General features: G+C 69.4%; 15 protein-coding genes and 1 tRNA gene. 13 read left to right on the top strand and 3 right to left on the bottom strand.

Annotated elements, in window-relative coordinates; translation table 11 throughout:
- The first annotated feature begins 37 nt into the window (after positions 1-37).
- Both ACU6WZ_RS05315 and ACU6WZ_RS05310 read left to right on the top strand, forming a co-directional pair.
- Positions 38-703 (top strand): DegT/DnrJ/EryC1/StrS family aminotransferase, encoded by a 666-nt coding sequence (locus ACU6WZ_RS05315; RefSeq protein WP_447033869.1) that lies wholly within the window; start codon positions 38-40, stop codon positions 701-703.
- A gap of 128 nt (positions 704-831) precedes the next feature.
- A complete protein-coding gene (locus ACU6WZ_RS05310; RefSeq protein ID WP_447031958.1) occupies positions 832-963 on the top strand; it encodes a hypothetical protein in 132 nt (43 codons plus the stop codon).
- A 225-nt stretch (positions 964-1,188) separates the two neighbouring features.
- Here the strand turns inward: ACU6WZ_RS05310 and ACU6WZ_RS05305 are convergent, their stop codons facing one another.
- Positions 1,189-1,446 (bottom strand): alpha/beta hydrolase family protein, encoded by a 258-nt coding sequence (locus tag ACU6WZ_RS05305; RefSeq protein ID WP_447031957.1) that lies wholly within the window; start codon positions 1,444-1,446, stop codon positions 1,189-1,191.
- A gap of 233 nt (positions 1,447-1,679) precedes the next feature.
- On the opposite strand from ACU6WZ_RS05305, the gene ACU6WZ_RS05300 reads away from it, so the two are divergent.
- Positions 1,680-1,752: transfer RNA gene (locus tag ACU6WZ_RS05300), tRNA-Thr, on the top strand.
- 49 nt (positions 1,753-1,801) lie between these two features.
- On the opposite strand, the gene ACU6WZ_RS05295 is transcribed toward ACU6WZ_RS05300, so the two are convergent.
- Positions 1,802-4,468 (bottom strand): SpoIIE family protein phosphatase, encoded by a 2,667-nt coding sequence (locus tag ACU6WZ_RS05295; RefSeq protein WP_447031955.1) that lies wholly within the window; start codon positions 4,466-4,468, stop codon positions 1,802-1,804.
- A 269-nt stretch (positions 4,469-4,737) separates the two neighbouring features.
- Between ACU6WZ_RS05295 and ACU6WZ_RS05290 the strand changes: the two genes are divergently transcribed.
- From ACU6WZ_RS05290 to ACU6WZ_RS05245, 10 genes are all read left to right on the top strand, one after another.
- Positions 4,738-10,299, top strand: a complete 5,562-nt coding sequence (locus ACU6WZ_RS05290; RefSeq protein ID WP_447031954.1) for a HAMP domain-containing protein — start codon at positions 4,738-4,740, stop codon at positions 10,297-10,299.
- A gap of 244 nt (positions 10,300-10,543) precedes the next feature.
- Entirely contained in the window at positions 10,544-11,230 is a 687-nt protein-coding gene (locus ACU6WZ_RS05285; protein WP_447031953.1) for a response regulator, read from the top strand.
- Between the two features lie 141 nt (positions 11,231-11,371).
- Positions 11,372-14,194 carry a DNA translocase FtsK gene (locus ACU6WZ_RS05280; protein WP_447031952.1) on the top strand — a complete coding sequence of 941 codons (2,823 nt, stop codon included), beginning with the start codon at positions 11,372-11,374 and terminating at the stop codon, positions 14,192-14,194.
- 201 nt (positions 14,195-14,395) lie between these two features.
- Entirely contained in the window at positions 14,396-15,229 is an 834-nt protein-coding gene (locus ACU6WZ_RS05275; RefSeq protein ID WP_447031950.1) for a helix-turn-helix domain-containing protein, read from the top strand.
- 136 nt (positions 15,230-15,365) lie between these two features.
- Complete coding sequence (gene rimO / locus ACU6WZ_RS05270) at positions 15,366-16,859, top strand: 30S ribosomal protein S12 methylthiotransferase RimO (protein WP_447031949.1); 1,494 nt, start codon at positions 15,366-15,368, stop codon at positions 16,857-16,859.
- Complete coding sequence (gene pgsA, locus ACU6WZ_RS05265) at positions 16,856-17,512, top strand: CDP-diacylglycerol--glycerol-3-phosphate 3-phosphatidyltransferase (protein WP_447031948.1); 657 nt, start codon at positions 16,856-16,858, stop codon at positions 17,510-17,512. Before rimO ends, pgsA begins: the two co-directional genes overlap by 4 nt.
- Positions 17,509-18,075, top strand: coding sequence for a CinA family protein (locus tag ACU6WZ_RS05260; protein WP_447031947.1), 567 nt, complete (start codon positions 17,509-17,511; stop codon positions 18,073-18,075). Before pgsA ends, ACU6WZ_RS05260 begins: the two co-directional genes overlap by 4 nt.
- A gap of 94 nt (positions 18,076-18,169) precedes the next feature.
- Entirely contained in the window at positions 18,170-18,541 is a 372-nt protein-coding gene (locus ACU6WZ_RS05255; protein ID WP_447031946.1) for a helix-turn-helix domain-containing protein, read from the top strand.
- Positions 18,542-18,707: 166 nt separating this feature from the next.
- Positions 18,708-19,178 carry a Dps family protein gene (locus tag ACU6WZ_RS05250; protein ID WP_447031945.1) on the top strand — a complete coding sequence of 157 codons (471 nt, stop codon included), beginning with the start codon at positions 18,708-18,710 and terminating at the stop codon, positions 19,176-19,178.
- 104 nt (positions 19,179-19,282) lie between these two features.
- Complete coding sequence (locus ACU6WZ_RS05245; protein ID WP_447031944.1) at positions 19,283-19,567, top strand: hypothetical protein; 285 nt, start codon at positions 19,283-19,285, stop codon at positions 19,565-19,567.
- Here the strand turns inward: ACU6WZ_RS05245 and ACU6WZ_RS05240 are convergent.
- On the bottom strand, positions 19,546-20,340 hold the full coding sequence (locus ACU6WZ_RS05240; RefSeq protein ID WP_447031943.1) for an Fpg/Nei family DNA glycosylase: 795 nt from the start codon (positions 20,338-20,340) through the stop codon (positions 19,546-19,548). The genes ACU6WZ_RS05245 and ACU6WZ_RS05240 overlap by 22 nt on opposite strands.
- Positions 20,341-20,358 lie beyond the last annotated feature (18 nt).

The following is a 20,358-nucleotide window of genomic DNA, read 5'->3' as shown; positions in this document are numbered from 1 at the left end:
TTGCACGACGAGCATCGCCCGCATGGGGACGATCGGAATGCTGCAGTCCGCGGGTGTCGGTGCCGGCGATGAGGTCATCGTGTCCGCGTACGGGAACATCGAGGTGGCCGAGGCTGTGCTGGCCGTCGGTGCGTTGCCCGTGTTCGCGGACATCGACGAGACGACGTACTGCCTGGACGCCGAGGCCGCCGAGGCTGCCGTGACCTCGCGGACGGCTGCCATAGTTGCCGTACCGCGCTTCGGATACCTGGCCGGCGTGCGGCCGTTGCAGGATCTCGGGCGCCGGCGAGGACTGTTCGTCGTCGAGCATCGCGAAGGGGGCGAACCCGGCAGCAGCGCACTCGCCCAACGCCAGGTGCACGCCGCCTATCTGGACAGGCGGCTGACTGGGGTGCGGACGCCGACGGCCTGCGTGGGGCACGCGTACGAGCAGTACGTGGTCCGGGTGCCCGGCAACGGGCGGCCCGACCGCGATGCCTTCGCCCGCGCGGTGCGGCGCAAGGGTGTCGACTGTGTGGTGCCCGTGAAGACGCCCGCACACCGGCTGCCCGGGTTCCGGCGGGACATCTGTCTCCCGGAGACCGAGCGGGCTGCGGACGAGACGCTTGCTCTGCCCATCGGTGAGCCGCTGTCACGTCGTGGCCTCCAGCGTGTGACCGCCGCATGCAACGCTCTGGGCGGCCTCCTCCAACCGGCCTTTTAGGACCTTTGTTTGGGGTGGTCGTTGAAGAACTCGACGGTCGGGTCCGTGGCATCGACGCCCGCTTCGGGGGCCGACATGTCGCCGGTTCGGCGCCCGGCCATTCACGGCCCATGTCGGGGATCCGGTACGTGACGACCTCGGACCCGTCATCGCATTTCGCCGAGGTCGTCGTGATCTTCTTCGGCAGTTCGCGTGGCGGCGCGGGTGTGCACGAGAGCCGTTTCTGCCAGGACTTGATGCCCAGGTCCGCGTCCTCGTAGATCCGGTCCGGGCCGCCGATGAGGTCATCACCGCGACCGGGGTCTTCGGTACGTAGCTGGTGTCCGCGGTGTCCGGGCCGCTGTAGTAACCGCTCACGGGGGCGATCGCCGTGAACGTGTCGTGGAGTTCGACGGCCACCTTGAACGACATGTCGGCGCCGTTGGAGATCCCGGTGGCGCAGATACGGTCGGGATCGGCCTTCCACGTCTGCACCAGACGCTTGGTCATGGCGCTGATGAAGCCGACGTCGCGTCCTCGGCGCCGCAGCAGACTAAAGCGTTGTAGCCGCTGTTCAGGCCGTCCGGGTAGGCGACCAGGAAGTTCTCCTCATCGGCCTTCTCGCTGAGGCGGCTGAGTGCGGCGACGAACTCACCGGTGCTCGGGTACGGGTGCATGGCCACGACCAGCGGCAGCTTCGCGCCGGGGGTGTAGCGGGGCGGTGCGTGCACTCGGTAGACGCGCTTCTGGCCGCCCCAGGTCATCGTCACCTTCCGTCGCCCGGCCGCGGAGTCTCGGGCGCCGCCGCCGGCGGTCCTGGCAGGTTCATGCGAGCGCCGCTCTGGCCGACGGTGCCGGCCCTCCTTTGCTCCATGGCCGCCTGCGGTGTCCGCATCCGGGCATCGTGACAGCGGCGGCGCGAACGGTCCAGACGAATGGCGGGTTCAGACCTCCCCGGGACTCGGGTATGATCTATCCCGTTGCCGCAGGGCAGCAGGCCCCAATAGCTCAGTCGGTAGAGCGTCTCCATGGTAAGGAGAAGGTCTACGGTTCGATTCCGTATTGGGGCTCAACACACGGAAGGCCCCCGCCTGTTGGCGGGGGCCTTCCGCGTACTCCCTACGTGGTGTGCGGCTCTGGAACGCGCAAGACGAGGATGGCCATGTCGTCGGAGGCCGGCTCGGCGGCGAAGCGCTCCACGGCCCGCAGGATGCGGGCGGCAACCGCTCCGGCGGTCAGGCCCGTGCAGGTGGCGAGGACATCGGCCAGGCCGTCGTCGCCCAGCATCCGACTGCCCTCGCGGCGCTCGGTCACGCCGTCGGTGACGCACAGCAGAACGTCACCGGGGTCGAGGGTGACGATCTGCTCGTACAGCTCCAGATCCTCCATGACGCCGAGCAGCGGCTGGGGTTCGGCGGCCGGTTCCACCGAGCCGTCCTGGCGCAGGCGCAGCGGCAGCGGATGGCCCGCGCAGACGATTTTGAGGATGGAGCTGCCGTCCTCCTGGGGCCACAACTCGCCGTACAGCAGCGTCAGGAAGCGGCTGCGGGCGCCCTCGTCGAGGATGGCCGCGTTCAGGCGTTCAAGGACGGCGGGTCCGCTGAAGCCCTCGCGGGCGAGCAGGCGCAGTGCGTGGCGGGCGAGGCCGGTGACGGCTGCGGCCTCCGGGCCCGTACCGCAGACGTCGCCGATGGCGAAGCCGTACGCACCGTCGCGGATGGGGAAGAGGTCGTAGAAGTCGCCGCCGACCTCGTTGCCCTCGCCGGCGGCGCGGTAGATGACCTCGACCTCGACGTTCGGTACGTGGGGCAGTTCGGGCGGCAGCAGGCTGCGCTGGAGGGACTGGCTGATCGCCGTGCGCTCCGAGTACAGGCGGGCGTTGTCGAGGGCGAGTGCGGCGCGGCGGGAGAGGTCCTCGGCGAGTTCGAGGATCTCCTGGCGGAAGTGGTCGTCGGTGGGCTTGCCCAGGGTGAGCATGCCGATGACCCGGTTACGGGCGACCAGGGGCAGCACAACGGTCTCGCCGCCGACCGCAGCTGCCGTGGCGAGCGTCGTGCCGATGCCCGAGCCGAGGTGCGGGGTGGAGCCGAGACCGAGACTGCGCATCGACGTACGCAGCGACGCCTGGTGGGCGGCGTCGCTGGGGGCGGTCCAGATGCGGGCGCCGGGGGCGGGGACGGGCTCGGGCGGGTCGATCTTGGAGAGCAAGGCCTTGAGGCCGTCGATGCGGTCCTCGTCCTCGTGAAGTACGAAGGAGAGGTACGGCTCGGAGGACTGGTCGGCGATGGTGTAGACGGCGCACCAGGTGGCGAGGGTCGGGACCGTCATCTGGGCCATCAGCGCCAGGGTCTGGTCCCGGTCGAGCGTGCCGGCGAGGAGGTCGGAGGCTTCGACCAGGAAGGAGAGCGAGCCGCGGCGCAGGCGTTCCAGCTCGCCGAGGCGGGCGGACTCGACGGCGAGCGCGATGCGGTCGGCGGCGAACTGCAGGCGCAGCGCGTCTTCGTTGGAGTAGCGGCCCGGGGCCTCGGCGGCGACTCCGAGCGAGCCGGTGAGCCGGCCCTCGACCTTGAGCGGGACGGTGACCACCGAACGCATGCCGGTATCACTGAGGAGCGGGACGGCGCCCGGAACGGCCGTGAGGTCCTCGTGGACGGCGGGCATGCGGGCCGAGCCGTAGCGGCCGGTGCCGGCCTCGACGGGGACGCGGGCGAAGCGCTGGCGGGCGGAGGGGAGGCCGGTGGTAGCCCGTACTTCCAGCTCCGTCTCGTCATCGGTCGCCAGCAGCAGGAACGCGGAATCCGCGTCCAGCATGTCCCGGGAGCGCTCGACGGTGCGCTGCAGCAGTCCGTCGAGGTCGTCGGGGGCGGGCGAGCCGATGAAGACCTCGAACGGGTCCCTGGCGCGTCCGCCCTCGGACAGGGCGCCGCCGGAGTGGTCGCTGGGGGTGCGCTGCGGGGACTGGATCACGGCGCGTTCGACGTCGCGCACCAGGAGACAGATGGTTGAGGGTTCGCCGGCGGTATCGCGTACGCGCAGGTGGGAGGCGTAGACGGGGATGACGCGGCCGTCGGCTCCGCGGACGCCGTAGCTGCCCTCCCAGCGGGAGAGCTGGAGGGCGTCGACGATGCCGGTGGCGATGCCGGGGGTGTGCGGCCACGCGGCGAAGTCGGTGAGCTGCTTGCCGGTGACCTGCCCGGCGGCGTAACCGAAGAGGTCTTCCGCGTCCTCGTTCCAGGCATTGATGGCGCCGGAACGGTCGATCTGGACCACGGCGACGCGGATGCGGCCGTCGGCGACCGGGAGGAGCTCGACGGGGAGTACGGGGCCGGCCGACCGGATGCCCACAGGCCGCTGCGGGAGGTCGAGTTGGAACCAGACGTGTTTGTGGGTCGGCGCGTACTCGACGCCCCAGCGGGCGGCGAGGGCAGCGCACAGCAGCAGGCCGCGGCCGCCTTCGCGGTCGGGGCTGCCGAAGGACTGGCTCGCACCCTGGAGCGGTACCTCGCGTTCGGGGTAGCGGTCGGCCACCTCGACGCGTACGCCGTCCTCCATGCGCAGACAGAGCACGTCCGCCGTGGTGCCCGCATGCACCACGGCGTTGGTGACGAGTTCACTGGTGAGGACGACGGCGTCGTCCACGATGTCGGCGTAGCCCCAGCCCTGGAGGGTGTCCCGTACAAATGCGCGGGCGGTCGCGACGGACCGGCCCACGGGATCGAAGCTGGCAGCCGCCCGCGCGGTGATCACAGAACTCCTCGTACGCGTCTCGACGCCCGGCTCTGCCATGGTCGGCCCCGCCCCTCCGCTGCCCGGTGGTGGATCTCGCGTCACCGCCCCCGCCGGGCGGACCGGGGCGGCTGGACAGCCGGAAGCCAGGTTACTTACCTTCGCCCTCCACGTGGATGCCGGTCACCAGTGTTTCCCGCCCGGGAGTCCGGGGAGGGGTGTGCGAAGCTGCCGAACTGTTATGGCCTGGTTCAACCATGGTGAAACACTGGGGGCAGGCTTCGCGAGAAGCTTCGGTGAGAACGGTCAACCCCTGCGGGAGGGACACGGTGGAGTCTGGCGCAGCCGCGCGGAGCACGAGCACGCGCGCAAGAGGCGGACGGTCCCGGAGCAATGGGACGACCGAAGTGGACACGGCGGCCCTGAACAGGCTGCTGGCCGCACTGGTGACGATGCGGGACGGCAATTTCCGTAAACGCCTGACCGTCTCGGGCGACGGGGTGATGACCGAGATCGCCGCTGTCTTCAACGAGGTCGCCGACCGCAACCTGCACCTGACCGGTGAGATCGCCCGTGTACGGCGCATGGTGGGCAAGGAAGGCAAGCTGGCCGAACGGCTGGAGACGGGGGCCTGCGAGGGTTCCTGGGCCACCGCCATCGATGCGTCGAACGCGCTGGTGGACGACCTGGCGCGGCCTGTTTCCGAGGTCGGCCGGGTGCTGTCCGCGGTCGCGGACGGCGATCTGGACCAGCGGATGGAGCTGCGGGCGCAGGGGCCGGAGAGCGCCGAGGGGGCGGGCCACCCGCTGCGCGGTGAGTTCCTGAAGGTCGGCCGTACGGTCAACAACCTGGTCGACCAGCTTTCGGCGTTCACGGACGAGGTCACGCGGGTCGCGCTCGAGGTCGGTACCGAGGGCAAACTGGGCGGCCAGGCCCAGGTGCGTGGTATGTCCGGATCGTGGAAAGATCTGACGGATTCCGTCAACACCATGGCGTACCGGCTGACGGCGCAGGTGCGTGACATTGCTCTCGTCACGACCGCGGTCGCCAAGGGCGATCTGTCACGCAAGGTCACCGTGCATGTGGCCGGTGAGATGCTCCAGCTGAAGAACACCGTCAACACGATGGTCGACCAGCTGTCGTCGTTCTCCTCCGAGGTGACCCGTGTCGCCCGCGAGGTGGGCACCGAGGGCGAGCTGGGCGGTCAGGCGCAGGTGCCCGGGGTGGCGGGCGTGTGGAAGGACCTCACCGACTCGGTGAACCTGATGGCCGGGAACCTGACGGCCCAGGTGCGCGGCATCGCGGAGGTCACGACGGCGGTCGCCAACGGCGATCTGTCACGCAAGGTCACGGTGAGTGCGCGCGGTGAGGTCGCCCAGCTCGCGGAGACCATCAACCAGATGACCGAGACGCTGCGTACGTTCGCGGACGAGGTCACCCGGGTGGCGAGCGAGGTCGGCGGCGAGGGCCTGCTCGGCGGCCAGGCGCAGGTGCCGGGCGCGGCGGGCACCTGGAAGGATCTGACGGACTCCGTCAACACGGTCTTCCGTAACCTGACGACGCAGGTGCGCGACATCGCGCAGGTCACGACGGCGGTGGCCAACGGTGACATGACGCAGAAGGTCACCGTCGACGTCGCGGGCGAGATGCTGGAGCTGAAGAACACCGTCAACACGATGGTGGACCAACTCCAGTCCTTCGGTTCCGAAGTGACGCGTGTGGCCCGCGAGGTCGGCGTGGAGGGGTTGCTGGGCGGTCAGGCGCAGGTGCCGGGCGCGGCGGGCACCTGGAAGGACCTGACAGATTCCGTCAACACGGCCTTCAGGAACCTCACCGGGCAGGTGCGCAACATCGCCCAGGTCACGACGGCTGTCGCCAACGGTGATCTGTCGCAGAAGGTCACCGTCGATGTGTCCGGCGAGATGCTGGAGCTGAAGAACACCGTCAACACGATGGTCGACCAGCTGTCGTCGTTCGCCGACCAGGTGACGCAGATGGCGCGTGACGTGGGTACGGAGGGCCAACTCGGTGGTCAGGCGCGGGTGGACGGCGTGAGCGGCACCTGGAAGGAACTGACCGACTCCGTCAACTTCATGGCGGGGAACCTGACGTCTCAGGTGCGCCAGATCGCGCAGGTGACGACGGCGGTGGCCCGTGGTGACCTGTCGCAGAAGATCGACGTGGACGCGCGTGGCGAGATCCTGGAGCTGAAGAACACCATCAATACGATGGTCGACCAGCTGTCGTCGTTCGCCGACCAGGTGACGCGGGTCGCCCGCGGGGTGGGTACGGACGGCCGCCTCGGCGGTCAGGCGCAGGTGCCCGGCGTGGCCGGCGTGTGGCGGGATCTGACCGACTCCGTGAACGGCATGGCCGGCAACCTCACCGCGCAGGTGCGCAACATCGCGCAGGTCGCGACGGCGGTGGCCCGTGGTGACCTGTCGCAGAAGATCGACGTGGACGCGCGTGGCGAGATCCTGGAGCTGAAGAACACCCTCAACACGATGGTCGACCAGCTGTCGAACTTCGCCGAGCAGGTGACGAGGGTGGCCCGCGAGGTCGGCACCGAGGGCATCCTCGGCGGCCAGGCCGAGGTGCAGGGTGTCAGCGGTACGTGGAAGGACCTCACCCAGTCCGTCAACTTCATGGCGAACAACCTGACCTCCCAGGTGCGCAACATCGCCGAGGTCACCACGGCCGTCGCCAGGGGCGATCTGTCGAAGAAGATCACCGTCGACGCCAAGGGCGAGATCCTGGAGCTGGTGACGACCGTCAACACGATGGTCGACCAGCTGTCCTCGTTCGCCGACGAGGTGACGAGGGTCGCCCGTGAGGTGGGTACCGAGGGCATCCTCGGCGGGCAGGCCCGGGTGCGCGGTGTGACCGGCATCTGGAAGGACCTCAGCGACAACGTCAACCTGATGGCCAACAACCTCACCTCGCAGGTGCGCAACATCTCGCAGGTCTCGGCGGCGGTCGCCAACGGCGATCTGACGAAGAAGGTGACGGTCGAGGCTCGCGGCGAGGTCGCGCAGCTCGCCGACACGGTCAACACCATGGTGACGACGCTGTCCTCGTTCGCCGACGAGGTGACGCGGGTGGCCCGTGAGGTGGGTACGGAGGGCGAACTCGGCGGCCAGGCGCGCGTCCCCGGCGTCTCCGGCACGTGGAAGGACCTCACCGAGTCGGTGAACTCGATGGCGTCCAACCTGACCGGTCAGGTCCGCCAGATCGCCATGGTCACGACCGCCATCGCGAAGGGAGACCTGACCAAGAAGATCGACATCGATGCGCGGGGCGAGATCCTGGAACTCAAGACCACGATCAACACGATGGTCGACCAGCTGTCGTCGTTCGCGGACCAGGTCACCCGGGTCGCCCGTGAAGTGGGTACGGACGGCATGCTGGGCGGCCAGGCGCGCGTACGGGATGTGGACGGCACCTGGCGCGATCTGACCGAGTCCGTGAACGAGATGGCCGGGAACCTGACCCGGCAGGTGCGCGCCATCGCGGCCGTCGCCACGGCGGTGACCCGCGGCGATCTCAATCTGAAGATCGACGTGGATGCGGCGGGCGAGATCCAGGTCCTCCAGGACAACATCAACACGATGATCGCCAACCTGCGTGACACCACCCTCGCCAACAAGGAGCAGGACTGGCTGAAGGGCAACCTGGCCCGTATCTCCGGTCTGATGCAGGGTCGCCGCGACCTCGACGACGTGGCCTCGCTGATCATGAGCGAGCTCACGCCGGTGGTCTCGGCGCAGCACGGCGCCTTCTTCCTGGCCATGGCGGGGCGGGCGGCGGCCTCCGAGGTGGGGGCGGCCGAGGACAGTTCGTACGAGCTGCGCATGCGCGGTAGCTACGGCTACTCGGCGGGTTCCATGCCGACGTCCTTCCGGCCCGGTGAGACGCTCATCGGGACGGCGGCGGAGGAGAAGCGCACCATCCTGGTGGACAACGTGCCGCCGGGGTATCTCAAGATCTCCTCCGGTCTCGGTGAAGCCCCGCCGGCGCATGTGATCGTGCTGCCGGTGCTCTTCGAGGGGCAGGTTCTCGGGGTGATCGAGCTGGCGTCGTTCCAGCCCTTCACTCAGATCCAGAAGGACTTCCTGAACCAGATCGCCGAGATGATCGCGACGAGCGTCAACACCATCAGTGTCAATACGAAGACCGAGGTGCTGCTGGAGCAGTCGCAGGAGCTGACCGAGCAACTGCGGGAGCGGTCCGAGGAGTTGGAGAACCGGCAGAAGGCGCTGCAGGAGTCCAACGCCGAACTGGAGGAGAAGGCCGAGCTGCTGGCCCAGCAGAACCGGGACATCGAGGTCAAGAACACCGAGATCGAAGAGGCCAGGCAGGTTCTGGAGGAGCGGGCCGAGCAGCTCGCGGTCTCGATGCGCTATAAGTCCGAGTTCCTGGCCAACATGTCGCACGAGCTGCGTACGCCGCTCAACTCGCTGCTCATCCTGGCCAAGTTGCTGGCCGACAACGCGGAGGGCAATCTCTCCCCGAAGCAGGTGGAGTTCGCGGAGACGATCCACGGGGCGGGTTCCGACCTGCTCCAGCTGATCAACGACATCCTCGACCTGTCCAAGGTCGAGGCGGGCAAGATGGACGTCAGCCCTACCCGGATCGCACTGGTCCAGCTCGTCGACTACGTCGAGGCGACGTTCAGGCCGCTCACCGCGGAGAAGGGTCTCGACTTCTCGGTACGGGTCTCGCCGGAGCTGCCCGCGACGCTGCACACCGACGAGCAGCGGCTGTTGCAGGTACTGCGCAATCTGCTGTCCAACGCGGTGAAGTTCACCGACACGGGCGCCGTCGAACTTGTGATCAGGCCGGCCAACTCCGACGTACCGAACGCCATCAGGGAGCAGCTGCTGGAGGCCGGGTCGCTGCGTGACGCCGACGCGGATCTGATCGCCTTCTCGGTGACCGACACGGGCATCGGGATCGCGTCCGGCAAGATGCGGGTGATCTTCGAGGCGTTCAAGCAGGCCGACGGGACGACCAGCAGGAAGTACGGAGGCACCGGACTCGGCCTGTCCATCAGCCGGGAGATCGCCAGGCTGCTGGGTGGCGAGATCCACGCGGCGAGCGAGCCGGGCCGGGGCTCGACGTTCACGCTCTACCTGCCGCTGCACCCGAGCGAACTGCCCCCGCAGGGCTACCCGCAGCTCGCACCCGGGGGCATCGAGCCGCTGCGCGGCAGCGCGGCGGACGACGCCCCGCAGGCCGATGCCGGTCCGCAGGGCGACGGCGGTGGTCCGCGGCGGCTGCCGTCCGATCCGCAGACCGGGCCGGCGGGGCTGTTCCGGCGGCGCCGCAAGGCGCTGGGGACGGCTCAGCAGCGGACCGCGCTGCCGGGGCAGGTCGGCCAGCCGGGGCAAGGCGCGCAGAGCACACCGGCCGGGGCCGGTGTGCAGGAGCCTGCGCCGTCGCAGACGGGTCAGGAATCCTGGGCCGCGGGCGGGCAGGAGACGGTCGCGCCCGAGGTTCGCCGCGGCATCATGTTCGACAGCGAGAAGGTGCTGATCGTCGACGACGACATCCGCAACGTCTTCGCGCTCACCAGTGTGCTGGAGCAGCACGGGCTCTCGGTACTGTACGCGGAGAACGGCCGCGAGGGCATCGAAGTCCTGGAGCAGCACGACGATGTGACGGTCGTACTGATGGACATCATGATGCCGGAGATGGACGGCTATGCGACGACCACGGCGATCCGCAGGATGCCCCAGTTCGCCGGACTGCCCATCATCGCGTTGACGGCGAAGGCGATGAAGGGCGACCGGGAGAAGGCCATCGAGTCCGGCGCTTCCGACTACGTTACGAAGCCGGTCGATCCTGACCATTTGCTCTCTGTGATGGAGCAATGGATGCGTGGGGAGTGACCGATTGCTGTGCGAAACGCGGCATGTTGCTGACTGACTGTGGCCGAAGGCGTGTGAGGCCGGGGCAACCGGGGAACCTTCTGGTCTCCCACTGCGTTTTTGCTACGTGCACAGTGACATCGCAGTGACAGGGTGTGGCGACAGGCGGGGTGCGGCTACCATGACCGGCACAAGGACGGACGACGCAAGAGAGTCGTCCCCTGGGGCGGCGCCCGGCGCACTGCCGGGGCGAGGAGGGCGGGCCATGGTGCAGAAGGCCAAGATCCTTCTGGTCGATGACCGGCCGGAGAATCTGTTGGCGCTGGAGGCCATCCTCTCGGCGCTGGATCAGACACTGGTACGGGCATCGTCGGGGGAGGAAGCGCTCAAAGCGCTGCTGACGGACGACTTCGCGGTCATCCTGCTGGACGTTCAGATGCCGGGGATGGACGGTTTCGAGACCGCGGCCCACATCAAGCGGCGGGAACGGACCCGGGACATCCCGATCATCTTTCTCACCGCGATCAACCACGGCCCGCACCACACCTTCCGTGGGTACGCTGCGGGCGCTGTGGACTACATCTCGAAGCCGTTCGACCCCTGGGTGCTGCGAGCCAAAGTCTCGGTCTTCGTCGAGCTGTACATGAAGAACTGCCAACTGCGTGAGCAGGCAGCCCTGCTGCGCCTCCAGCTGGAGGGCGGCGGCCATACCGGCGGCGTGGGCGACACGAAGGAGCCGGCGGGCCTGCTCGCCGAACTGTCCGCGCGCCTCGCGGCGGTTGAGGAGCAGGCGGAAGCGCTTTCGAAGCAACTCGACGACGAGTCCGCCGATGCCGGGGCCGTCGCCACAGCCGCGCACCTCGAGCGCAAGCTGACCGGCCTGCGCAGGGCCCTCGACGCGCTCGAACCGGGCACCAGCGGCGCTGCGCCGCCGTTCCCTTTGCAGGGCTGAGCGTGCCCGAGCCGGGCGCGGCCGCCGCGGTGTGAGGCAGTGTCAGTCCCCGTGCCCCTCGCGGCACGACCGGCACGACACGAACGGGTGAAGCGGTGGGCACACGTGTCCGTCCGCGCTCACACCGGTAACCTCACCCCCATGGCCTCACGTACGTCCGGCAAGGGTTCCCAGGGCACGGCGGGCACCGCGAAGCCGCGGGCCGGCCGTACCACCGGTGTCGCGAAGAAAGCGGCGCCCGCGAAGAAGGCCGCGGTGAAGAGGGCCGCGCCGGTGAAACCCGTGCACAAGGTGCCTGCGAAGCGGGCGCCCGCCAAGAAGACCGGTGCCCGGCCCGCGCCGAAAGCCGCGCCCTCTCCTACCGGGGGCGTGTATCGGCTCCTGCGCGCCCTGTGGCTGGGGCTCGCGCACGGAGTGGGCGCGCTGCTGCGGGGCGTGGGGCGGGGCGCGAAGGGGCTCGACCCGGCCCACCGCAAGGACGGGCTCGCCCTGATGCTGCTGGGTCTCGCGCTGATCGTCGCCGCCGGTACCTGGACGCAGCTGCGCGGTCCGGTCGGTGATCTCGTCGAAATGCTGGTCACCAGTGCCTTCGGGCGGCTCGATCTGCTGGTGCCGATACTGCTCGGTGTCATCGCGGTGCGGCTGATCCTGCATCCGGAGAGGCCCGAGGCCAACGGGCGCATCGTCATCGGACTCTCGGCCCTCGTCGTCGGTGTGCTCGGGCAGGTCCATGTCGCGTGCGGTTCGCCTGGGCGCACGGACGGCGCGGAGGCGATGCAGGACGCGGGCGGCCTGATCGGCTGGGCCGCGTCCACACCGCTGATCTTCACCATGGGCAGCGTCCTCGCCGTACCCCTGCTGCTGCTGGTGACGGTCTTCGGGCTGCTGGTCGTCACCGCCACACCGGTCAACGCCATCCCGCAGCGTCTGCGCGGGCTCGGCATCAAGCTGGGAGTCGTCGCCGCGCCGCCGGAGGGCGAGGACGCTGAGGAATACGACGACGAGCGGTACGACGAGCAGTGGCGCGACTCACTCCCGGCCGGCGGGCGCCGCTCGCCCGGCCGTCGCAGCCAGGCGCCCGGGGACTACGACCCGGACTACGACGAGGAGTACGAAGAGGCGGCGCCCACCCGGCGCCGCCCCCGCCGGGCCTCCCCGCGGCCGGCCGCCGCGCGGGGCATGGACCCGGTGGATGTGGCCGCGGCCGCAGCTGCCGCGCTGGACGGCGCCGTACTCAACGGGCTGCCGCCCTCGGCGCTCGTCGCCGACCTGACGCAGGGGGTCTCCACTGAGCGCCCCGCGTCCGTGCCCACGGCGCGCGGGGGTGCCGGCAAGCAGAAGGCCGGGGCCGCGGCCGAACCCGACCCTGCCGGGCCCTCTGCCGATCCGGCGCCTGCCAGGGGTTCGAAGGTCGCCGACCTGACCAAGGCGCACCCGGAGACCTCGCAGCCGCTGCCGCCCCGCGCCGAGCAGCTCCGGCTCGCCGGTGACATCACGTACTCCTTGCCGTCACTGGACCTGCTGGAGCGCGGCGGCCCCGGCAAGACGCGCAGCGCGGCCAACGATGCCATCGTCGCCTCGCTGACCACGGTCTTCACCGAGTTCAAGGTCGACGCGGCGGTCACCGGTTTCACCCGGGGGCCGACGGTCACCCGCTACGAGGTGGAGCTGGGCCCGGCCGTCAAGGTCGAGCGGATCACCGCGCTGGCCAAGAACATCGCGTACGCCGTCGCCAGTCCGGACGTACGCATCATCAGCCCCATCCCCGGCAAGTCCGCCGTCGGCATCGAGATCCCCAACACGGACCGCGAGATGGTCAACCTCGGTGATGTCCTGCGCCTCGCCGACGCGGCCGAGGACGACCATCCGATGCTGGTCGCGCTCGGCAAGGACGTCGAGGGCGGCTATGTGATGGCCAACCTCGCGAAGATGCCGCACGTGCTGGTCGCCGGAGCGACGGGCTCGGGCAAGTCGTCGTGCATCAACTGTCTGATCACCTCGGTCATGGTGCGGGCCACCCCGGAGGACGTACGGATGGTGCTGGTCGACCCCAAGCGGGTCGAGCTCACCGCGTACGAGGGCATCCCGCACCTGATCACCCCGATCATCACCAACCCGAAGCGGGCCGCCGAGGCGCTCCAGTGGGTCGTACGCGAAATGGACCTGCGCTACGACGACCTGGCGGCGTACGGCTACCGGCACATCGACGACTTCAACCAGGCCGTACGCAGCGGCAAGGTCAAGCTCCCCGAGGGCAGTGAGCGGGAGCTGTCGCCGTACCCCTACCTGCTGGTGATCGTCGACGAGCTGGCGGACCTGATGATGGTCGCGCCGCGCGATGTGGAGGACTCGATCGTCCGCATCACCCAGTTGGCCCGCGCCGCGGGAATTCATCTGGTGCTCGCCACGCAGCGTCCGTCGGTGGACGTCGTCACCGGTCTCATCAAGGCGAATGTGCCCTCGCGGCTGGCCTTCGCCACCTCGTCGCTGGCGGACAGCCGGGTCATCCTCGACCAGCCGGGCGCAGAGAAACTGATCGGCAAGGGTGACGGGCTCTTCCTGCCGATGGGCGCGAACAAGCCGACCCGTATGCAGGGCGCGTTCGTGACGGAGGACGAGGTCGCGGCGATCGTCCAGCACTGCAAGGACCAGATGGCGCCGGTCTTCCGCGAGGACGTCGTAGTGGGGACGGCGAAGAAGAAGGAGGTCGACGAGGACATCGGCGATGACCTGGACCTTCTGTGCCAGGCGGCCGAGCTCGTGGTGTCCACCCAGTTCGGCTCGACCTCGATGCTTCAGCGCAAGCTGCGTGTCGGTTTCGCGAAGGCGGGCAGGCTTATGGACCTGATGGAATCGCGCAACATCGTCGGACCGACCGAGGGCTCCAAGGCGCGCGACGTACTGGTAAAACCGGACGAACTAGATGAAATGCTTGCGGTCATTCGCGGGGATTCTCACCCGTAAGAGAAGCGCGAGCAACTGTTTCTGTTGTTCGTACGTCCAGTTGAGGGGAGGGAAGACAGATGGTCCCACCACCGGTCCTTCGGGCCGGGCCGCCAGGCGCTTCCGATGGCGTACAACATCAGCCCTCCCGGTTGCCCCACCCTTTCGTACCACCCCTAGACTGAACCTCCAGCAGGTGGCTCACGCTCGAAAGGCACACCCGTGTCCATCGGCAACTCTCCCGAAGAAGACCGGCCTTCGACCGAAGACGGCGAAGACAACCGGCCCTCGATCGGCACGGTCCTCCAGCAGGCCCGCATCGCCTCAGGTCTGACGGTCGACGAGGTCAGCAGCTCGACCCGGGTGCGCATCCCCATCGTGCACGCGATCGAGCAGGACGACTTCAGCCGCTGCGGCGGCGATGTCTACGCACGCGGACACGTCCGTACGCTCGCGCGCGCCGTCGGTGTCGATCCGGAAGCACTGATCGAGCAGTACGACGCCGCGCACGGCGGCCGTCCCGCGCCCACCCCGGCGGCTCCGCTCTTCGAAGCGGAACGCATCCGTCCCGAGCGGCGCCGGCCCAACTGGACCGCGGCCATGGTGGCCGCGATCGTCGCCGTCGTCGGTTTCGTCGGCTTCACCCTCTTCAACGGCGGCGACAGCGGCGGCTCCACAGATGTGGCCGAAGGAACCGCGCCCACCTCCACCAAGCCCGGCACGAAGCCCACCCCGACCAAGCCGGCCGACCCCAAGCCTGACCCGTCGGACAGTGCCATCGCGGCTGCCCCGCGGGACCAGGTGACGGTCGCGCTCACCGCCAAGGACCGCAAGAGCTGGATCTCGGCCAAGGACCACAACGGGCGGCTCCTCTTCGACGGGCTGCTGCTCAAGGGCGAGTCCAAGACGTTCACCGACAAGCAGAAGATCGACCTCGTGCTCGGCGATGCCGGGGCGATGCAGCTGTTCGTGAACGGCAAGGAGGTCGGGGAGAAATTCCAGGCCGGCCAGGTCGAGCGGCTGACCTACACGAAGGGTGACCCCGAAGCCGGCTGAGAGCCGGTCGACCTCACCCTCACGCCCCCTTTGCCGACCGGGTTCGCAACCGGGAAAGGGGGCGTGAACGCGCGCGGACAGGCGGGTGCAACCCTCGCGGCGGGGGCGCGCGCCGGGACAAAGTAGTCTTGAGCCCATGCCCGAACGCCGCACCGTCGCCCTTGTCACTCTTGGCTGCGCCCGTAATGAGGTGGACTCGGAGGAGCTGGCAGGCCGCTTGGCAGCGGACGGCTGGCACCTCGTTGAGGACGCCTCGGACGCGGACGTCGCTGTCGTCAACACCTGCGGGTTCGTCGAGGCCGCCAAGAAGGACTCCGTCGACGCCCTGCTCGAAGCCAATGATCTGAAGGATCACGGCAAGACCCGGGCCGTCGTCGCCGTGGGCTGCATGGCCGAGCGGTACGGCAAGGAACTCGCGGAAGCGCTGCCCGAGGCTGACGGCGTACTCGGATTCGACGACTACGCCGACATCTCCGACCGCCTCCAAACCATCCTCAACGGCGGCATCCACGCCTCCCACACCCCCCGCGACCGCCGCAAGCTGCTGCCCATCAGCCCCGCCGAGCGCCAGGACGCCTCCGACGTGGCGCTGCCCGGGCACGCGCAGGACACTCCGCCGGACGACCTCCCGGCCGGCGTCGCTCCTGCCTCGGGACCGCGCGCCCCGCTGCGGCAGCGTCTCGGGAACAGCCCGGTGGCGTCCGTGAAGCTCGCTTCCGGGTGCGACCGGCGGTGCTCCTTCTGCGCCATTCCCTCCTTCCGCGGATCGTTCATCTCGCGGCGGCCCTCGGACGTACTGGCGGAGACGCGCTGGCTGGCCGAGCAGGGCGTCAAGGAGGTCATGCTGGTCTCCGAGAACAACACGTCCTACGGCAAGGACCTCGGCGACATCCGGCTGCTCGAGACGCTGCTGCCCGAGCTGGCCGAGGTCGACGGCATCGAGCGGGTACGGGTCAGCTACCTGCAGCCCGCCGAGATGCGGCCGGGACTGATCGACGTCCTCACGTCCACGCCGAAGATCGCGCCGTACTTCGACCTGTCCTTCCAGCACTCGGCCGCCGGGGTGCTGCGCTCGATGCGGCGCTTCGGTGACACCGACCGCTTCCTGGAGCTGCTGGAGACGATCCGCGGCAAGGCGCCGCAGGCCGGTGTGCGGTCCAACTTCATCGTCGGCTTCCCCGGTGAGAGCGAGGCGGACCTCGGCGAGCTGGAGCGCTTCCTCACCGGCGCGAGGCTCGATGCGATCGGCGTCTTCGGCTACTCCGACGAGGACGGCACCGAGGCGGTCACGTACGCGAACAAGCTGGACGCCGACGTCATCGCCGCGCGTCTGGAGCACATCTCGCGGCTGGCCGACGAGCTGACCAGCCAGCGCGCCGAGGAGCGGCTGGGCGAGAGCGTCGAGGTGCTGGTCGAGTCGGTCGACGGCGAGGACGGTGCGGTGGGCCGGGCGGCGCACCAGGCCCCCGAGACGGACGGCCAGGTGGTGTTCACGACGAGCCAGGGGCTGACCGTCGGTCGTATCGTCGAGGCCAAGGTGGTCGCCACCGAAGGCGTGGACCTGGTGGCGGAACCCTGCGGTCTGCTGGGGGGCCGCTCCCAGACCCCCGGTGAGGAGGCAGGCAGATGACCGGAGTCCCGGCATCCGCCGCCGGCGGAACCGGTCCCGCACCGGCGCCGCCGGGGGGCAAGCTGGGCGCCGCGGCCGTCAACCAGGCCAGTCTGTGGAACATCGCGAACATCCTGACCATGATGCGGCTGGTCCTCGTGCCCGGCTTCGTGATGCTGATGCTCCAGGACGGCGGATACGACCCGGCCTGGCGGGCCTGGGCGTGGGCGGCCTTCGCCGTCGCGATGATCACCGATATTTTCGACGGCCATCTGGCCCGGACGTACAACCTGGTCACCGACTTCGGGAAGATCGCGGACCCCATCGCCGACAAGGCGATCATGGGCGCCGCGCTGATCTGTCTGTCGTGGCTCGGCGATCTGCCGTGGTGGGTGACCGGGGTGATCCTCTTCCGCGAGCTGGGCATCACGGCGCTGCGTTTCTGGGTGATCAGGCACGGGGTTATTCCGGCCAGTCGCGGCGGCAAGATGAAGACGCTGACGCAGGGCGTGGCGGTCGGGATGTACGTACTGGCGCTGACGGGGCCGCTCGCCACTCTGCGGTTCTGGGTCATGGCGGCGGCGGTCGTGCTGACGGTGGCCACCGGTCTGGACTACGTGCGGCAGGCCGTGGTGCTGCGGCGGGCCGGGATCGCCGCGGAGTCGTCCCGGTGACGGACGCCGCCGGCGAAGTCCCGTCGGTCGCGGAAGTTCGGCCGGTCGCGGCGGAGGTACTGGAGCTGCTGGCCGGGCGGGGAGAATCGCTCGTTGTGGCCGAATCGCTCACCGGAGGCCTCGTGGCCGCTGAGCTGACGGCGGTTCCCGGCGCCTCCCGGGCCTTCCGGGGCTCCTGCACGGCGTACGCCACCGAGCTCAAGCGGGACATCCTGGGCGTCGACGGAGTACTGCTGGAGCAGTGCGGGGCCGTCGATCCGGAGGTGGCGCGGCAGATGGCGACCGGGGCGCGGCGCGTACTCGGGGCCGACTGGGGCGTCTCGACCACGGGGGTCGCGGGGCCGGACACACAGGACGGGCAGCCGGTGGGGACGGTGTTCGTGGCGGTCGCGGGGCCGGGCGGCGGCGGGAAGGTCGTCCATTTGAGGTTGAACGGGGACCGGGCGGAAATCCGTAGAGAGAGTGTACGCAGCGTATTGACTCTGCTCCTTGGCGAACTGAACGAAAATGCGCGGGCACAGGATACGGAACAGAACGGGGGGAATGGATGTTTGCAGCCCTGAGTGAACACGACATCGCTCCCCGCACGGCCGCAGCGCGAGGCGGTACGGTGGGGCGTGAAGGATGCGGCTACGCGGTCCGAGGAGGGAGCCACCGATGATTCTGCTCCGTCGCCTGCTTGGTGACGTGCTGCGTCGGCAGCGCCAGCGCCAGGGCCGTACTCTGCGCGAAGTCTCCTCGTCCGCCCGAGTCTCACTCGGCTATCTATCCGAGGTGGAGCGGGGGCAGAAGGAGGCATCTTCCGAGCTGCTCTCCGCTATCTGCGACGCGCTTGACGTACGGATGTCCGAGCTCATGCGCGAAGTGAGTGATGAGTTGTCCCTGGCTGAGCTGGCGGAGTCGGCGGCGAGCGAGCCGGTGCGGCCACCGGTCCGCCCGAGGCTCAACTCCGTTTCGGTTACGTCGGTGGCAGGTGTGCCACGGGGGCGGGTGACGATCAAGGCGCCCGCGGATGTGGTGGCTGCGTGACCGCGATGACGGCGATCGCGGCGTAGTCCGAAGCGTGTGAGAGCCCCGGTGGGTCCTGAGGGACCGCCGGGGCTCTTTCGTTCGTTCATGTGACCGTTTTGGGTCATTTGTGCCATGGTGGTGGGGCTGTTGAACGTCACGTTGCTGAGTCCTGAGGAGGACACGGATGTCTGTCGTGAAGAGCACCCTGCCCGAGGCGGATCTGAAGGTGGTCGGCGAGGCCCTGCAAGGCGCGCTCGTGGACCTGGTGGACCTGTCCCTGGTGGCCAAGCAGGTTCACTGGAACGTCGTGGGTCCGCGGTTCAGGTCCGTACACCTGCAGCTGGACGACGTGGTGACCACGGCGCGGCTGCATTCCGACACGGTCGCCGAGCGGGCCTCTGCGCTGGGGGTCAATCCGGACGGGCGGTCGGCGACCGTGGCGGGGGCCACCGCGATACGTGAGGTGCCGTCGGGGTGGATTCCGGACGTGGACGCCGTACGGATCCTGGTGGACGGGCTCGGGGTGGTGGCCGGGCGGATGCGCGAGCGGATTGCCGCGACGGGCGATGCCGACCCGGTGACGCAGGACATCATCATCGGTCTCACGGCGGACCTTGAAAAGCACGCGTGGATGTTCCAGGCGGAGAGCGCGTAACGACAGAGTGCGCCCCTGCGCGCGCGCCCTTGTGCTTCCGGTGCGCCCTCCCGCCGGCTGAGGGGCCCGGTTAGCGTCGGATTCGTCGGTTGGAGGAGGCAGCCGTGGCGTTGCGTAACTTCTTCTGCGGACGTGCGGCGACGGTGGCCGTCGTGCTGGGCGGGGGCGGGGTGTGGTGGTGGGCCGTGCTGCGACTGGTGCTCCAGCCGGGGGAGGCGGGAGTGGTGGAGGGGACGGTCGTGGCGGGCGGCTGGGGGCTGAGCCTGCTACCGGTCCATGCGGTCTCGGCGGCTGCCGCGGGGGTCGACCCGAAGCGCTGGAGGCGGGTGATGCGCCGCCGGGATCCGGGGCCTGGGGAGGGCCTGGGTCAGGGCGTTGGGCCCAGCTGACACCGCGGGCACCAGTAGGTCGGGCGGGCGCGGGCGCCGTCGCCCTGCTCGGCGAGGCGCACGGTGCTTCCGCATCGCAGGCAGGGGCGGCCGTTGCGGCCGTAGACGTACAGAGGTGCACTGAAGGCGCGCAGCGTCGTACGGCGGCGGTGCGGGTGGTCCCGGTTGGCCTTCAGGAGGCGCTGGGCGGCGCCGACGAGGGGCTCGGGGGCGGGGAGGTCCCCGACGGGCAGCCAGGGGGTGGCGCGGGCGAGGAAGCACAGCTCGGACTTGTAGACGTTGCCGATGCCGGCGAGGTTGCGCTGGTCGAGCAGCGCCTCGCCCAGGGGGCGGGCTGGGTCGGCGAGGAGCCGGCGGAGTGCCTCGTCGGCGTCCCAGTCGGGGCCGAGCAGGTCGGGGCCGAGGTGGCCAACTGCCTGCGCTTCGTCCGGCGTCCGAAGGAGTTCGAGTACGGGAAGGCGGTAGCCCACGGCGGTGTACTGGTCGGTGGCGAGGATGGCACGGATCTGGTGCGCGGGTCCGCCGTGCCAGCGGTCGCCGGCGGCGTAGATCCGCCAAGCACCGTCCATGCGCAGGTGGGAGTGGAGGGTCAGGCCGCCCTCGATGCGGGCGAGGAGGTGCTTGCCGCGGGGGGTGACGTCCAGGACGGTGCGGCCGGTCAGGTCGGCGGTGGCGAAGCGGGGGACGCGGAGGTCGGAGCGGGTGAGGATGTGTCCCGCGAAAGCGGTGTGCAGACGGTGGGCCGCCTGCCAGACGGAGTCTCCTTCGGGCATGGCATCCATGATGCGCGG

It is taken from the genome of Streptomyces hypolithicus, from assembly GCF_052934925.1.
The sequence above is the reverse complement of the archived record's forward strand: the minus strand, read 5'-3'. Positions and strand labels throughout refer to the sequence as shown.

What these genes read in the sequence shown, in the direction of transcription:
- ACU6WZ_RS05315 (WP_447033869.1), top strand. Translation starts at nt 38, where the DNA reads ATGCTGCAGTCCGCGGGTGTCGGTGCCGGCGATGAGGTCATCGTGTCC.
- ACU6WZ_RS05305 (WP_447031957.1), bottom strand. Translation starts at nt 1,446, where the DNA reads ATGACCTGGGGCGGCCAGAAGCGCGTCTACCGAGTGCACGCACCGCCC.
- ACU6WZ_RS05295 (WP_447031955.1), bottom strand. Translation starts at nt 4,468, where the DNA reads ATGGCAGAGCCGGGCGTCGAGACGCGTACGAGGAGTTCTGTGATCACC.
- ACU6WZ_RS05285 (WP_447031953.1), top strand. Translation starts at nt 10,544, where the DNA reads ATGGTGCAGAAGGCCAAGATCCTTCTGGTCGATGACCGGCCGGAGAAT.
- ACU6WZ_RS05280 (WP_447031952.1), top strand. Translation starts at nt 11,372, where the DNA reads ATGGCCTCACGTACGTCCGGCAAGGGTTCCCAGGGCACGGCGGGCACC.
- rimO (WP_447031949.1), top strand. Translation starts at nt 15,366, where the DNA reads ATGCCCGAACGCCGCACCGTCGCCCTTGTCACTCTTGGCTGCGCCCGT.
- pgsA (WP_447031948.1), top strand. Translation starts at nt 16,856, where the DNA reads ATGACCGGAGTCCCGGCATCCGCCGCCGGCGGAACCGGTCCCGCACCG.
- ACU6WZ_RS05255 (WP_447031946.1), top strand. Translation starts at nt 18,170, where the DNA reads ATGATTCTGCTCCGTCGCCTGCTTGGTGACGTGCTGCGTCGGCAGCGC.
- ACU6WZ_RS05250 (WP_447031945.1), top strand. Translation starts at nt 18,708, where the DNA reads ATGTCTGTCGTGAAGAGCACCCTGCCCGAGGCGGATCTGAAGGTGGTC.
- ACU6WZ_RS05240 (WP_447031943.1), bottom strand. Translation starts at nt 20,340, where the DNA reads ATGCCCGAAGGAGACTCCGTCTGGCAGGCGGCCCACCGTCTGCACACC.